Raw genomic sequence first — 14,707 nt, forward strand, 5'->3', positions numbered from 1 at the left:
CGTCGTGACGTGGGGACTTGGGGCCACGCCCCGGACCCCGGGCCCCTTTCAGGGGCGCGGGGAACTGCGCACGGGGGTTCGGGGGCGGAGCCCCCGAGTAAGGGACGGGATTGGGTAGGGGCGGCGGGGGCGAAAAAATGGTGGACGGAGCCCGCGCTAAAGAAGCGACGGCACCTCCGCCGCCGAGACCGAGCGGGCCGCCCGCTCCAGGGCGCTGGCCAGGAGGGCCAGGTCCGTGGGCCCGTTGCCCAGCTCGCGGACGGGCCGCCGCGCGGGCGGATCGCCCATGCGAGCCCACTCCAAGGGCACGACCGTGGGACGCAGAGTCGCCGTACGAGGAATACGCCCCGTGACCCGGCCCCCCTGGAACGGCGTTGACCGACCGGCCGGTCCGCCGAGCCGCCCCCGCCCGGGCGCGGGCTCATCCGGCCCGGCCACCACCGCTTCGAGGACGACCCGAAGCGTCGCCCGCCGAGCCAGCTCCGTCTCGTCCGTCCGCTCCCCACCCCCGGTCGCCGCCACCAGATGGACCCCGAGCCGCTCCCCGTCCCGCGCCACGGCCTCCAGCGCCCGTACGACCGAACCGGCGGCCGGGCGCCCGGGGGAGCCCAGCGCGGGGGAGAGCAGGGCGTCGAGGTCGTCGACGACCACGACGAGCCGGGGGAGCGGAGGACCCGTGTCCGAACGGGGCCTGCTGGCGGCGGGCCGCAGCCGGAGAGTGGAACTGGAAGGCGTGTCGAGGTCCCCGGCACCGGCGGACCCGCCGGCCGTACCGCCCGTCTGCCTGGCCGCCGCCGAACCCGCCGAACCGGTCGAACCCGCCGAACCGGCGGAGCGCTGGGCGACGACACGGCCCGACGCCCCCTGCCGGTCCTGCCGTTCCTGTCGGGCCTGCCTGTCCTGTCGGTCCTGCAAGGAGTGCCACTCGGCGAAGTCGAGCCGGCCGAGCAGCTCGGCCCGCCGCTTCAGCTCGGCGGCCAGGGACTGGGCGAACTCCCGCATCCGTACGGGATCGTGGGCGCCCAGATGCGTCGTGACGTGAGGCAGGTCCGTACACACCTGGAGCCCGTCCCCGCGCGCCGCCGCGCCACCGCTGCCCGTGCCGTCCCGCCCGTCGATGAGCACGATGCCGAGCCGGTCGGGCCGCTCCGCGGCGGCCAGCGAGGCGGCCACCGAGCGCAGCAGTTCCGTACGCCCGCTGCCCGAAGGACCCTCGACCAGCAGATGCGGTCCCTCGACCGCGAGGTCCGCGCAGACGGGCCCGCGGGGGCCTGCGCCAAGCACGGCCGTGGCCCGGCCGCCGAGCGCCTCCGTGTCGTCGGCCGCGTCCGCCCAGCGGGTCATCAGGGACGCCGGGGTGGCCCTCGCCAGGCCCAACTCGTCGAGCAGCCGGGCGGCTTGGGGCAGCGGCGCGGACACGCGGGTGTGCCGCTCACCTGCCACGCCGTCCGCGCGGAGCGGCGCCAGCGCCCGGGCGAACCGCTCGGCCCAGGCCATGGACACGGCGTCCACCGCGGCGACCGTGCCGTGGCCCACGGGCCCGCCCTGCGGCGGGGCCGCGGAACCGCCCGTCTGCTTGCCGTGCGCCACGCGCAGCAGCCGCAGCGCCGTCGCCACGTCCCCGCTGAGCAGCGCGACGGCCCCGCACTCCCGGAAGACGGGCGAGGCCGCGCAGGCCGCCTCGTACGTGTCCGTCACCGGTGAGGCGGGCGACGCGGCCGGTGTCTCGACGAGACAGATGACGTGGATCCCGGCCTGGGGCCCCTCGGCCGCGAGCCGTGACACGGCCTCCCGCACACCGGCCGACCCCGGGTCCCCGTCCACCACGACGACGGTGTGGGGGCCCGGCCACTCGGTCTCCGCCGGATCGTCGGACCGCGCCCAGGAGGGCCGCCTGGCCCGCCCCCGGGCGGCCGCGTGGCTGGTCTGCGTACCGCTGCGGGGGAGCCCCAGGTGGGTGATGTTGCTGTCGTGTGCGGTGGGGTGGGCGCGGGGGGACGCCGGGCCGGCGGTCCCGTCGGGCGCCGAGTCACCGTCGGACGGGTGCCTCGGCCGGGCCGGGCCGTCGGAGGAGGAAGAGGAGGACCCTGGTCGGCCGCTCGCCTCACCGTCATGGCCCCGCTCGCCGCCGCCGGACCGGCGTACGGCCGCGAAGGCCCCGGTGTCGTCCGGTGAGCCCTCGCCGAGGCGAAGCCCTCCGCCGGTGGCCGCGGAGGCACGGCCCACTTCCGCCAGGTGGTCCTCAAGGCGGCGGACCAGCTCCTCCGTGCGTGCCGTCGCCTGCTCGCGGTCGTAGGCGAGGAGGAGACGGCAGTCCTGGCCGTGGGTGGGACGGAGATGGGGGAGCCAGCCGAGCCAGGACCACTCGGCGGTGCGCTCCTCCACGGAACGCGAGCGGTCCGTGCTGATCAGGGTGATCTCCAAGGCGTCCGGCGAGTGCAGCGCGGCGAGCTGGGCGACCACCGCGCGGGCGAGCCCCGAGAGGCGGCCGCGCGGCCCGGCCAGGCCGAGCGCCCCGACCTCCCGCAGCCCCGCGGTCACCGGCACGGAGGGCAGCAGGCCGGAGCCGTCGGGCGCGCTCCGGTCCGCCGTTCCGAGCCGCACCGTGAGCGTCTCCGGGTGTCCCGGGCCGCGCTCCCACAGCCGCGGCCCCGGTCCGAGGGCGGCCAGCAGCAGCGCGGCGGGATCGGGCCACCGCTCGGGAGCGGACGTGCCCGCCACGACGGGCTCCTCGGCGGCCGGTGTCTCGTACCCGTCGTCGTACCCGTCCTCGTACGCGTCGTTGTACGCCTCGTCGTGCTCCGCCTCCGGCTCGTCGCTCCGGCCGCCCGTCAGCCGCCGGGCCCATGCCGAGAGCCCGCCGCGCTTGCGCACACCGCGCGGCACGGGTGTCCCCCGGAGGGGAGTGCCTTTTCGGCCGCCCTCACCTGGGGCGGGTGCGTCCCGGTTCTCCTCGGGGGCCGCCGCCGAAGGCGCTCCGAAGCCCGCGCTCTCGATCCGCGGCGCCCGGCCCTGTCCCGGCACGACGGTCGGATCCGCGGGCGTGCGCCCCTGGGGCGCGGGCGCGGTCCCGTGGGAGCGCCCGCCCTCGGCGGAGCCCCACCCGGCGGTGCCGTACCCGTGATGCGTCTCGCCGGTCGGCGGCGCGACCTGGAAACGGGACGCCGCTTCCGAAGCGCCTCCGTGGTCCTCGTCACCCCGGGCGCCCCCGTCGCGCGCGTGGGGCACCCTCGCCGCTCCGGCCGCCGATGCCCGCTGTCCCGTACCACCGGCCGTCGGCGGCGGTTGTTCCTGCTCGGGGGTCTCCGGTGCCGTCACGACCCGGACGTGTCCCTCGCCGTCCGGTGCGGTCTCCCGCACGACGGCCGGTTCGCCCGCCGGGGCCAGGCGCAGCGCCGATTCGCCCACCCGAAGGAGTGCCCCCGGCGCGAACCGCACCTGCCGCTCGCTCACGCGTCGGCCGTCCAGCGTCGTGCCGTTCGTGGAGCCCAGGTCCGCCACCGAGACGCGGCCGTCGGCCGCGACCGTCACGGCGCAGTGCAGGCGGGAGACGTCCGGGTCGTCCAGCGGCACGTCGGCGTCGGCGGAGCGGCCGATGTCGATCCGGCCGCCGTGCAGGAAATGGACGCCTCCGGCGTCGGGTCCGGCGACCACGCGCAGCTGTGCCGCGGCGGGGTCGAGATCGGGACCGGGCTCCGCGGGGGCGCCGAGCGACAGCACGGCACCGTCCATGAGAGGTGGCTCACCCAGCGTGCAGCGCTGCGCGTCGAGCCGCTCCGCTCCCGCGTACAGCACCCCGGCGCCCTCGCCTCCGACCGCCGAGGCGAGGCCGGAGGCCACCGCCGCGAGCGCGGTCCCGGCGGGTGCTGTGACCAGCACGTCGCAGGACGCGGGGCGTCCCTCGGGGCGCGTCCCCAGCGGGTCTACGACGGTCAGCCGGATCTGCATCGCCGTCAGCGGTCCCTTCTGTCGCGGGCGCCCGCGACGAGGCTGACCTGCGGTCCCCCCACCGCAGATTCCCCCCACCGCACACGGGCACGTCGGCCAGTACGGAAAGCATCCTCGCACCTGCCACTGACAACACGCCCGTCCTCCACCGGCAAGTGATCTTGATTGGTCGGCTCTGCCCGCAAAAGTGCCTGACCAATGCCCGACCGATGTCCGATTGAGATCGGTCACGTCAAGATGCGGCAACCAAACCACCCAAAGCGAGCGTCTTTTCATCGAACACATACAGGAACGCCTTACGTAATGCATGGGCAGGCGGGGTGAGGGAAACCGCAGCGGGACGACAGCCCGGTGCCACGTTCGACGGCACTACAGTGGGTCGGAACCACCCGTAGCGGGGTGGACGGATCAGTCAGGCAAGCAGCAGGGAGCGCATGACGTGCGGCCGGTAGGGAGCAAGTACCTCCTTGAGGAGCCGCTTGGGCGCGGCGCCACAGGCACCGTCTGGCGTGCCAGCCAGCGGGAGACCGCGGGCGCCGAGGCGGCGGTGCCCGGTCAGCCGGGTGAGACGGTGGCGATCAAGGTCCTCAAGGAGGAGCTCGCCAACGACGCGGACATCGTGATGCGGTTCCTGCGCGAGCGCTCGGTGCTGCTCCGGCTGACCCACCCGAACATCGTGCGCGTACGGGACCTCGTGGTCGAGGGCGATCTGCTGGCCCTGGTCATGGACCTGATCGAGGGCCCGGACCTCCATCACTACCTGCGCCAGAACGGCCCGTTCTCGCCGGTCGCCGCCGCGCTCCTGACCGCCCAGGTCGCCGACGCGCTCGCCGCCAGCCACGCCGACGGCGTCGTGCACCGCGACCTCAAGCCGGCGAACGTCCTGCTCAAGCAGGACGGCGGCCAGATGCACCCGATGCTGACGGACTTCGGCATCGCCCGCCTCGCCGACTCCCCGGGCCTGACCCGCACCCACGAGTTCGTCGGCACGCCCGCCTATGTCGCGCCCGAGTCGGCCGAGGGCCGCCCGCAGACCTCCGCCGTCGACATCTACGGCGCCGGAATCATGCTGTACGAGCTGGTCACCGGCCGTCCCCCGTTCGGCGGCGGGTCGGCCCTTGAGGTCCTGCACCAGCACCTGAGCGCCGAGCCGCGCCGGCCCTCCACGGTCCCCGACCCGCTGTGGACCGTCATAGAGCGCTGCCTGCGCAAGAACCCCGACGAACGGCCCAGCGCCGAGAACCTCGCCCGCGGTCTGCGTACGGTCGCCGAGGGCATCGGCGTGCACTCCAACTCCGCGCAGATCGCCGCCGCCGAGGCCGTGGGCGTCCTGCTCGCCCCGGATCTGTCGCCCGCCGCCGTGCCGGGCGACTTCGGCGCCGCCGACCCCACCCAGGTGCTCCCGCAGGGCGCCGCCTCGTTCGACCCGAACGGCGCGACCAGCGTCCTGCCGCACACCGGCGCCGCCGACCCCACCGCCGTACTGCCCAACCGTGGCGCGGCCGACCCGACGGCCGTGATGCCGCCGGTGCCGCAGGGCCAGCCCGGGGCGGGACCCGAGGACCCGCACCCCTGGCAGAACCAGCTGCGGGCGGCCCGCGACCGCAACGAGCCGACGCAGATGCAGCCGTACCTCGACCCGAACGAGGACCCGCTGCGGCGGCGCCCGCAGCGCCAGGTCGCCAGGCCCCAGCAGCAGCCACCGCCGCCGCAGAGGCCCCAGCAGCCCCAGCAGCGCAGGCAGCGCCCGCCCCAGAACCAGCCCGGGTACGGCTATCCGCAGCAGGGCCAGCAACCCCAGGGGTACGCGCCCCAGCATCAGCCCCAGCAGCCGCAGCAGCGGCACGCTCCGCCCCAGCAGCCTCAGCAGCCCGCGCCGAGGCCGCCGCGCGAGCCCCGGCAGCGCAGTGCCAACCCGATGAAGATCCCCGGGCTCGGCTGTCTCAAGGGATGTCTGTTCACCGTCGTCATCCTGTTCCTGGCCGGGTGGGCGATCTGGGAGTTCAGCCCGCTCCAGGGCTGGATCGGCACGTCCAAGAGCTACTGGGGCCAACTGACGGAGTGGTTCGACACGGTCTCCGGGTGGGTCGAGAAGCTGGGCGGCGGTTCCGGGAAGTAAGTCTTTTTAGGTGCCAGTAAGCCTTTTCAGGAATTTCAGAGCATTGCCCCTTCAAATCCCCGGAACCGCGGTGCGGTTCTGGGGATTTGTCGACACCTGGGGGGTGATTTCTGTCGCCGAAGCGGAGGTTGGCGCTCTGGGCGCGTAGCTTTATCGGCAACACGCGCCCGTAGGAGCAGTCTTGGTACGGAAGATCGGCAGCCGGTACACCGCCAACCAGATTCTGGGGCGGGGCAGCGCCGGCACGGTGTGGCTCGGCGAGGGGCCCGAGGGCCCTGTCGCCATCAAGCTGCTGCGCGAGGACCTCGCGTCCGACCAGGAGCTCGTGGGCCGTTTCGTGCAGGAGCGGACGGCCCTGCTGGGCCTCGACCACCCGCACGTCGTCTCCGTACGGGACCTCGTGGTCGACGGCAACGACCTCGCCCTGGTCATGGACCTCGTCCGCGGTACGGATCTGCGGACCCGGCTCGACCGGGAGCGGCGGCTCGCGCCCGAGTCCGCCGTCGCCATCGTGGCCGACGTCGCGGACGGACTCGCCGCGGCGCACGCGGCGGGGGTCGTGCACCGGGACGTCAAGCCGGAGAACGTGCTGCTCGACATGCAGGGACCGCTCGGACCCGGCGGCTCGCACCCCGCGCTGCTCACCGACTTCGGCGTGGCCAAGCTCATCGACTCACCGCGGCGGACGCGGGCGACGAAGATCATCGGTACGCCGGACTACCTGGCGCCCGAGATCATCGAGGGCCTGCCCCCGCGGGCGGCCGTCGACATCTACGCGCTGGCGACCGTGCTGTACGAACTCCTCGCGGGGTTCACGCCGTTCGGCGGGGGACACCCGGGGGCGGTCCTGCGGCGGCACGTCACCGAGACCGTCGTCCCGCTGCCCGGGATTCCCGAGGAGCTGTGGCAGCTGCTCGTGCAGTGCCTGGCGAAGGCGCCCGCCTCCCGCCTGCGGGCGTCCGAGCTGGGCGAGCGGCTGCGGGAGCAGTTGCCCCTGCTGGCGGGGATTCCGCCGCTGGACGTGGACGAGCCGGACGGGGACGAGGACGGGGGTGGCGGATACGACGACGGGCCGGCCGAGCCGGAGGCTCCGCGGGAGCGCGTCCGGCGCGGGGCCGTTCCCCTCGTACCCGGCGCCAAGCCGGACTCGAACCGTGACACGCATACGTCGATGAGGGTGCCGGGGCCCGACGAGCTCGCGGGCGGCGCCCGTGGCACGGCCCGGGCGCCGCGGGCCGCGGGGGCGCCCCGGCCGGGGTCCGCCCGCCATCGGGCCGCCGCGGCCCGGCGCCGCCGGATCACGCTGGGGGCGGCGGGGGTGGCGCTCGTCGCCGCGGTGGGGGTGGGCGCGTGGCTCGCCACCTCGGGTGACGACGCGGGTGCGACGCCGTCCGAGACGGAGACGTCGGCGCCGGCTTCGCCCTGACGGGCCGCGGTTGCCCTCCGGGGTGCGGGGTGCGGGTCGGTCTGTGCTGAGCGCGCAGTTCCCCGCGCCCCTGAAGACGAAAAGCCAGGGGCGCAGCGCCGCTTTTCAGGGGCGCGGGGCTGTACCGATATGCGGCTTCGCCGCGTGGGCGCGGCCAGCACAGACCAACCCGCAGACGACAAATGGAGCCCCCCACCAGCAAGCCCCCCGTTCCACCGGCGGAGCCACTTCGTGGAGCCGTTACGCTGGAGGCGTGGCAGTCGTCGATGTATCCGAAGAGCTCAAGTCCCTCTCCTCGACCATGGAGTCGATCGAGGCCGTCCTGGACCTCGACAAGCTGAGGGCGGACATCGCCGTGCTCGAGGAGCAGGCGGCGGCGCCGTCCCTGTGGGACGACCCCGACGCGGCGCAGAAGATCACCAGCAAGCTGAGCCACCTCCAGGCCGAGGTGCGCAAGGCCGAAGCGCTCCGCGGGCGCATCGATGATCTCAGCGTTCTCTTCGAGATGGCCGAGGAGGAGGACGACCCGGACACCCGCGCCGAGGCCGATACCGAGCTCATCGCCGTCAAGAAGGCGCTGGACGAGATGGAGGTCCGGACGCTGCTCTCCGGGGAGTACGACTCCCGCGAGGCCCTCGTCAACATCCGCGCGGAGGCCGGTGGCGTGGACGCCGCCGACTTCGCCGAGAAGCTGCAGCGCATGTACCTGCGCTGGGCCGAGCAGCACGGATACAAGACGGAGGTCTACGAGACCTCGTACGCGGAGGAGGCCGGCATCAAGTCGACCACCTTCGCCGTCCAGATCCCGTACGCGTACGGGACGCTCTCGGTCGAGCAGGGCACGCACCGGCTGGTGCGCATCTCGCCCTTCGACAACCAGGGGCGGCGCCAGACCTCCTTCGCGGGTGTCGAGATCCTCCCCGTGGTCGAGCAGACCGACCACATCGAGATCGACGAGTCCGAGCTCCGGGTGGACGTGTACCGCTCGTCCGGGCCCGGCGGCCAGGGCGTCAACACGACCGACTCCGCGGTGCGGCTCACCCACCTCCCCACCGGCATCGTCGTCTCCTGCCAGAACGAGCGGTCGCAGATCCAGAACAAGGCGTCCGCGATGAACGTGCTGCAGGCGAAGCTCCTCGACCGGCGACGGCAGGAGGAGCAGGCCAAGATGGACGCTCTCAAGGGCGACGGCGGCAACTCCTGGGGCAACCAGATGCGTTCGTACGTCCTGCACCCGTACCAAATGGTCAAGGATCTGCGCACGGAGTTCGAAGTCGGAAACCCCGAGGCCGTTTTCAATGGCGAGATCGACGGGTTCCTGGAGGCCGGAATTCGCTGGCGCAAGCAGCAGGAGAAGTAGGCGACATTTACAGGCGTCGTTTTGTCGACAGGGCAACTGCCATCCATCGGACGGCAGTTGCCCTTTGTGTAGGCCGATGTCTGGGTTTTACATCACACTCACATGTCGCTGTGCCGGTCAAATGAGAGTGATCTGGACATCGCGGTCGCAACGACCTTGACGTTGGTTTGAAAAGTGGGAAGGCTGGCGCGCGGCATGCGTATCTCTGGGGCGCATGTGTACCGGGGGCTTCACCGAACCCCCCGACGTCGTGGCCCCGGGCGCTGCACCAATAACGATGAGCTACTGGGGGTAGCAACCAGATGACCAAGAAGACGCGTATCCGGATCGCGCGGATAGCCGCCGGCGCGGTGATCGCCGCCGGTGCTTCACTGACCGCCGCCGGTGCCGCTTCGGCTCTCGACGTCGGTGTCAAGGTGGGCGGTCTGAACGTCGGCGCCACCGCCGACGAGAGCGGTGTCGAGGTCGGCCTCAATGTCGAGGACCCGACCGAGGAGCCGCCCACCGAGGAGCCGCCCACGGAGGAGCCGCCCACGGAGGACCCGACGGTTATCCCGACGGAGCCCACCGAGGAGCCCACGGAGGAGCCGACCGAGGAGCCCACCGAGCCGACGGAGGAGCCGACCGAGCCCACCACCGAGCCGAGCGACCCGGGCAACGACAACGGCGGCAGCACCGGCGGCAACGACGCCGACCCCGACGGTGGCTCCCAGCCGGTCGAGCAGGGCGCGGGCAAGGAGAGCCTGACCGACACCGGTTCGGACACCTCCGCCCAGGGCACCGGCGGCGAGCTGGCCGAGACCGGCGCCGCCGAGAACATCACGTACCTGCTGATCGGCGCCGCCACGATGATCGCCGGCGGCATCGGCTTCCGTATGCTGCCCCGCCTGATGAACGGTCGCGGCGCGGCTGCCTGACCGATGTCCGCCTGGCGGACGTCATAGGCGTACGCGCGTGAGCGTGAGTGCGTGAGACATGGGAAGGGCCCGGAGCTTCAAGCTCCGGGCCCTTCTTCATGCCTTGTCCGCATGCCTTGACTGTGCCCTGCGCGCTGCCGCCGTGCCTCGTGCGTGTCCCGCTCGTGCCTCGCGTGCGTCCTACGCGGTCTGGTGGGCCAGCAGGGCCACCGCCGCGATCAGGATGGCGAGCAGTGCGATCAGCGCCATGGGGTTGAGGCCGCCTCCGAAGGGGCCCTCCTGCTCCAGCCGCGCACGGTTCGCGCGGCAGACGGGGCAGCGGCCCTCGTTCACGGGCGCGGCACAGTTCGCGCACACCAGCCGGTCGTACGTCATGCGCTCGCCCTCCTTGCACCGGTTCCACGTACACAACGCTCTCGGGAACGGATACGTTCCCCCTCCACTGTGCCAGGTTCCTCCGGAGGCTGCGCGGGTTCTCGTGCGGGGGCTGGGCAAGGTGCCCCACGGGGCGAGGTCCTCGGGCCCTCTTCCGAGGTTGCCCCGCACAAAAGCGCACAACCCTTGCGCAACCTCTCCCGGCGACTGCGCGCGTGTACCCGGGTCGCGTATGGTCACGCTCATCTAGCCCCGATATCCCCGACGGCCTGTGGTGCATCCGTGATCCGATTCGACAACGTGTCCAAGGTCTACCCCAAGCAGACCCACCCCGCTCTGAGGGACGTGTCCCTGGAGGTCGAGCGAGGCGAGTTCGTGTTCCTGGTGGGGTCCTCCGGCTCCGGAAAGTCCACCTTCCTGCGGCTGATCCTCCGCGAGGAGCGGACCAGCCACGGCCAGGTGCACGTCCTGGGCAAGGACCTCGCGCGCATCTCCAACTGGAAGGTGCCGCAGATGCGCCGCCAGCTGGGGACCGTGTTCCAGGACTTCCGCCTGCTGCCGAACAAGACGGTCGCGGAGAACGTCGCCTTCGCGCAGGAGGTCATCGGCAAGTCGCGCGGCGAGATCCGCAAGTCCGTGCCGCAGGTGCTCGACCTCGTCGGGCTCGGCGGCAAGGAGGACCGGATGCCCGGCGAGCTGTCCGGCGGTGAGCAGCAGCGGGTGGCGATCGCGAGAGCGTTCGTCAACAGACCCAAGCTGCTGATCGCGGACGAGCCCACCGGAAACCTCGACCCGCAGACGTCCGTCGGCATCATGAAGCTGCTCGACCGGATCAACCGGACGGGCACGACCGTCCTGATGGCGACGCACGACCAGAACATCGTGGACCAGATGCGCAAGCGCGTCATCGAGCTGGAGAAGGGCCGACTAGTCCGCGACCAGGCGCGCGGCGTGTACGGCTACCAGCACTGACCGCGACCTCCCCCACGCTCGCGGCGCCACCGCTGAGCAGGGGGAGGACTCCCCACGCATCCGCCACGGAAAGGCCTGAGAAGACGCCATGCGCGCCCAGTTCGTTCTGTCGGAGATCGGTGTCGGTCTCCGCCGCAATCTGACGATGACCTTCGCGGTCGTCGTCTCGGTCGCCCTGTCCCTCGCGCTGTTCGGCGGCTCGCTCCTGATGAGCGACCAGGTGAACACGATGAAGGGCTACTGGTACGACAAGGTCAACGTCTCGATCTTCCTCTGCAACAAGAGCGACGCGGAGTCCGACCCCAACTGCGCCAAGGGAGCGGTCACCACCGAGCAGAAGAAGCAGATCGAGACCGACCTCGACAAGATGTCCGTCGTCGAGAACGTCTCGCACGAGTCCAGCGACCAGGCGTACAAGCACTACAAGGAGCAGTTCGGCGACTCCCCGCTGGCCGCCTCGCTCACCCCGGACCAGATGCAGGAGTCCTTCCGCATCAAGCTGAAGGACCCGGAGAAGTACCAGGTCATCGCGACCGCCTTCGACGGCCGTGACGGCGTGCAGTCCGTGCAGGACCAGAAGGGCATCCTCGACAACCTCTTCGGGCTCCTCAACGGCATGAACTGGGCCGCCCGGGCGGTGATGGCGATGATGCTCGTCGTCGCGCTGATGCTGATCGTCAACACGGTGCGCGTCTCCGCCTTCAGCCGTCGGCGTGAGACCGGGATCATGCGCCTGGTGGGCGCCTCCGGCTTCTACATCCAGGCGCCGTTCATCGCGGAGGCCGCGGTCGCCGGGCTCATCGGCGGCGGGGTGGCGTGTGGCTTCCTGCTGATCGCCCGGTACTTCATCATCGACCACGGCCTGGCCCTGTCGGAGAAGCTGAATCTGATCAACTTCATCGGCTGGGACGCCGTTCTCACGAAGCTGCCGCTCATCCTCGCGACGAGTCTGCTGATGCCCGCGCTTGCCGCGTTCTTCGCGTTGCGCAAGTACCTGAAGGTGTGACGCATGACAAGAGGGCCGTACCGGCAAGCGCCGGTACGGCCCTTCTCGTTGTCCTAGACTCACCGGCATGTCAGGCCGTGACCTGTTCTGTCAGCCCCGCCGCTTCGGCCGCGGGGCGGCCCTGACGTTGGTCTTCGCGAGCGTTCTCGCGGCGGGCGCCGCGACCGGCTCGTTCGACACCCCCGACCGAAAGAGCGGCTCCCCGTCCACCGGGTCCGCCCCGGCGGGCCACCAGGAGGATGTCGCCGACGCCGCCGCCGAGGCCATGGCCGACGGCAAGTCCCCGGTCGAGGCCGCCGAGCGGGCCGTCAGCCGAAGCGGCGACCGCTGGGGCGCGGTCTACTCCCCGGGTGAGTACGAGGAGTTCGAGGAAGCCCTCGACGGCCAGTACACCGGCGTCGGCCTGTGGGCCCGGCGCGAGCGTGACGGACGTATCGAGGTGACCCGGGTGCAGTCCGGCTCACCCGCGCAGGCCGCCGGGATCCGCGAGGGCGACCGGCTGCGCAGCGTGGACGGCCGCCGGGTCGACGGCAGGCCCGTCACGGAGGTCGTCTCGTTACTGAGGGGCGACGCCACCGACGCGAGCGCCGGCACGACCGTCGCTCTCGGCCTTGAGCGCGGCACGCGCGCGTGGCGCGAGACCCTGCGCAGGGCCCGCCTGTCCACCGACTCCGTGACGGTCCGCGAACTGCCCGGCGGCGTCACCGTGATCAAGGTCGCCGCCTTCACCAAGGGCTCCGGAGACCTCGTACGGACCGCCGTGGCCGACGCCCCCACGGGCACCGGGGTCGTCCTGGACCTGCGCGGCAACTCCGGCGGCCTGGTCACCGAGGCCGTCACCGCCGCCTCCGCCTTCCTCGACGGCGGCCTCGTCGCCACGTACGACGTGAACGGCGACCAGCGCGCCCTGCATGCCGATCCCGGCGGTGACACCACCAGACCCCTGGTCGCGCTCGTCGACGGCGGCACGATGAGCGCGGCCGAGCTCCTCACCGGGGGCTTGCAGGACCGCGGACGCGCGGTCGTCGTGGGCTCCAGGACCTTCGGCAAGGGCTCGGTCCAGATGCCGAGCCGGCTGCCCGACGGCTCCGTCGCCGAGCTGACCGTCGGGCACTACCGCACCCCCTCCGGACGCGGGGTCGACGGCCGCGGCATCACCCCCGACCTGGAGGCCGAGACGGGCGCGCTGGAGCGGGCCGAGACCGTACTGAGCGGGCTCGGCGACCCCTCGTAACCGACCGGACACGGCATTCCGGGCCGACGGTCCGCGTCTCCCGTAATCGGCTTTCCCTCGCGGGCCCCTCTAGTGCGAAAATGGCCAGCACTATGAGCAAGGGCATGTACGTACCGAAAGAATCCCAGCCGAAGCAGGGAGGGGGCACCTCCGGCAAGGTCAAGGACGGCAAGCGCAAGATCGTCGCGCAGAACAAGAAGGCGCGGCACGACTACGCCATCATCGACACCTACGAGGCCGGGCTCGTCCTCACCGGCACGGAGGTGAAGTCCCTGCGCCAGGGCCGGGCCTCGCTGACCGACGGCTTCGTCCAGATCGACGGGAACGAGGCGTGGCTGCACAACGCCCACATCCCGGAGTACAGCCAGGGCACGTGGACCAACCACACCGTGCGCCGCAAGCGCAAGCTCCTGCTGCACCGCGAGGAGATCGACAAGCTGTCGTCGAAGTCCGAGGAGACGGGTCACACGATCGTGCCCCTCGCCCTCTACTTCAAGGACGGCCGCGCGAAGGCCGAGATCGCGCTCGCCCGGGGCAAGAAGGAGTACGACAAGCGGCAGACCCTGCGCGAGAAGCAGGACCGGCGGGAGTCGGACCGGGCCATCGCGGCGGCCAAGAGGAAGCAGCGGGGCGAGTAGCCGCGCGGCCGGCGGCGGGCCGGTGGGCGCGCGGCGGCCGGGAATACGGTGGCATGTGTGCGCGTTGGTCACGTACGATGGCACTGCACCTCATAGCGGGTGCGCGCCTCTTCGCTTGGAGAAGTTCCGGAGAGGCTTGAAAAATCAACATGGGGATGATCGGTTTCGACAGCGGATGTTGAAGCAGGGGAAGCGTGTCGAGGAAGCGGCAATGATCTCGTTAACCATATGTCGCAACCAATAATCGCCAATTCCAAGAGCGATTCCCAGTCCTTCGCCCTCGCTGCCTAATAAGCAGTGAGTGAGGGACCCTAAAAGGGTGTCAGCCCGGGGGTGTTCCCGACCCGGACCCTGGCATAATCTAGGGAACTAAACCATCGAGCCCGGTCACGGGGTTCGATGGGAAATCAAACAGTGACTGGGCCCGTCGGCGACTTGTTCGCGTGATCACCGGGGCCGAGAAAATCGAAGCGAACTGCACACGGAGAAGCCCTGATTCTGCACCGGTGGACGCGGGTTCGATTCCCGCCATCTCCACTCATCCCATGTTAGGCAAAGGCCCCACTGCTCAGGCAGTGGGGCCTTTGCCATGTCTGAGCTGGCTGTCCGGGCCTCCGTCGTGTCTGCCTACTGTCCACGGGACGCCTCGTCCGGGATGCTCCTGTGGCATGAGTAGACCCGTGAGTGGAACCGCGAAGAGTTCTGGAGAGCG

At 71.6% G+C, this 14,707-nt stretch carries 10 protein-coding genes and 1 other RNA gene; 9 read left to right on the forward strand and 2 right to left on the reverse strand.

Annotation, left to right across the window (positions count from 1 at the left end; all coding sequences use genetic code 11):
• Nucleotides 1-156: 156 nt before the first annotated feature.
• Nucleotides 157-3,948: an FHA domain-containing protein gene (locus ACH4YP_RS15425; protein WP_398490859.1), complete on the reverse strand. Its 3,792-nt coding sequence runs from the start codon at nt 3,946-3,948 to the stop codon at nt 157-159.
• A 439-nt stretch (nt 3,949-4,387) separates the two neighbouring features.
• Here ACH4YP_RS15425 and ACH4YP_RS15430 point away from each other — a divergent pair, with 439 nt between their 5' ends.
• The 4 genes from ACH4YP_RS15430 (at nt 4,388) to ACH4YP_RS15445 (ending at nt 9,770) form a co-directional block, all read left to right on the forward strand.
• The gene (locus tag ACH4YP_RS15430; protein ID WP_361069725.1) at nt 4,388-6,067 is read left to right on the forward strand and encodes a serine/threonine-protein kinase; all 1,680 of its coding nucleotides are present in this window, start codon (nt 4,388-4,390) and stop codon (nt 6,065-6,067) included.
• Between the two features lie 181 nt (nt 6,068-6,248).
• A complete protein-coding gene (locus ACH4YP_RS15435; protein WP_398490860.1) occupies nt 6,249-7,493 on the forward strand; it encodes a serine/threonine-protein kinase in 1,245 nt (414 codons plus the stop codon).
• Between the two features lie 253 nt (nt 7,494-7,746).
• Nucleotides 7,747-8,853 carry a peptide chain release factor 2 gene (gene prfB / locus ACH4YP_RS15440; protein ID WP_361070945.1) on the forward strand — a complete coding sequence of 369 codons (1,107 nt, stop codon included), beginning with the start codon at nt 7,747-7,749 and terminating at the stop codon, nt 8,851-8,853.
• Nucleotides 8,854-9,155: 302 nt separating this feature from the next.
• Entirely contained in the window at nt 9,156-9,770 is a 615-nt protein-coding gene (locus tag ACH4YP_RS15445; protein WP_361070948.1) for an LPXTG cell wall anchor domain-containing protein, read from the forward strand.
• Nucleotides 9,771-9,950: 180 nt separating this feature from the next.
• Here ACH4YP_RS15445 and ACH4YP_RS15450 read toward each other — a convergent pair whose 3' ends face one another.
• Nucleotides 9,951-10,145, reverse strand: a complete 195-nt coding sequence (locus ACH4YP_RS15450) for a hypothetical protein (protein ID WP_361070951.1) — start codon at nt 10,143-10,145, stop codon at nt 9,951-9,953.
• A 282-nt stretch (nt 10,146-10,427) separates the two neighbouring features.
• Here ACH4YP_RS15450 and ftsE point away from each other — a divergent pair, with 282 nt between their 5' ends.
• From ftsE to ssrA, 5 genes are all read left to right on the forward strand, one after another.
• Nucleotides 10,428-11,117: a cell division ATP-binding protein FtsE gene (ftsE, locus tag ACH4YP_RS15455; protein WP_143632723.1), complete on the forward strand. Its 690-nt coding sequence runs from the start codon at nt 10,428-10,430 to the stop codon at nt 11,115-11,117.
• An 88-nt stretch (nt 11,118-11,205) separates the two neighbouring features.
• The gene (gene ftsX, locus ACH4YP_RS15460; RefSeq protein WP_361070955.1) at nt 11,206-12,123 is read left to right on the forward strand and encodes a permease-like cell division protein FtsX; all 918 of its coding nucleotides are present in this window, start codon (nt 11,206-11,208) and stop codon (nt 12,121-12,123) included.
• Nucleotides 12,124-12,190: 67 nt separating this feature from the next.
• Nucleotides 12,191-13,357 (forward strand): S41 family peptidase, encoded by a 1,167-nt coding sequence (locus tag ACH4YP_RS15465; protein WP_361070958.1) that lies wholly within the window; start codon nt 12,191-12,193, stop codon nt 13,355-13,357.
• A gap of 104 nt (nt 13,358-13,461) precedes the next feature.
• Nucleotides 13,462-13,995, forward strand: coding sequence for an SsrA-binding protein SmpB (gene smpB / locus ACH4YP_RS15470; protein WP_361070974.1), 534 nt, complete (start codon nt 13,462-13,464; stop codon nt 13,993-13,995).
• 151 nt (nt 13,996-14,146) lie between these two features.
• Nucleotides 14,147-14,535: a transfer-messenger RNA gene (ssrA, locus tag ACH4YP_RS15475) on the forward strand.
• Nucleotides 14,536-14,707 lie beyond the last annotated feature (172 nt).

Source organism: Streptomyces sp. NPDC020747 (assembly GCF_044334695.1).
Lineage (GTDB): Bacteria > Actinomycetota > Actinomycetes > Streptomycetales > Streptomycetaceae > Streptomyces.

Coding starts and splice junctions, on each gene's coding strand:
- ACH4YP_RS15450 (WP_361070951.1), bottom strand. CDS start 10,145: ATGACGTACGACCGGCTGGTGTGCGCGAACTGTGCCGCGCCCGTGAAC.
- smpB (WP_361070974.1), top strand. CDS start 13,462: ATGTACGTACCGAAAGAATCCCAGCCGAAGCAGGGAGGGGGCACCTCC.
- ACH4YP_RS15445 (WP_361070948.1), top strand. CDS start 9,156: ATGACCAAGAAGACGCGTATCCGGATCGCGCGGATAGCCGCCGGCGCG.
- ACH4YP_RS15465 (WP_361070958.1), top strand. CDS start 12,191: ATGTCAGGCCGTGACCTGTTCTGTCAGCCCCGCCGCTTCGGCCGCGGG.
- ftsX (WP_361070955.1), top strand. CDS start 11,206: ATGCGCGCCCAGTTCGTTCTGTCGGAGATCGGTGTCGGTCTCCGCCGC.
- ACH4YP_RS15425 (WP_398490859.1), bottom strand. CDS start 3,948: ATGCAGATCCGGCTGACCGTCGTAGACCCGCTGGGGACGCGCCCCGAG.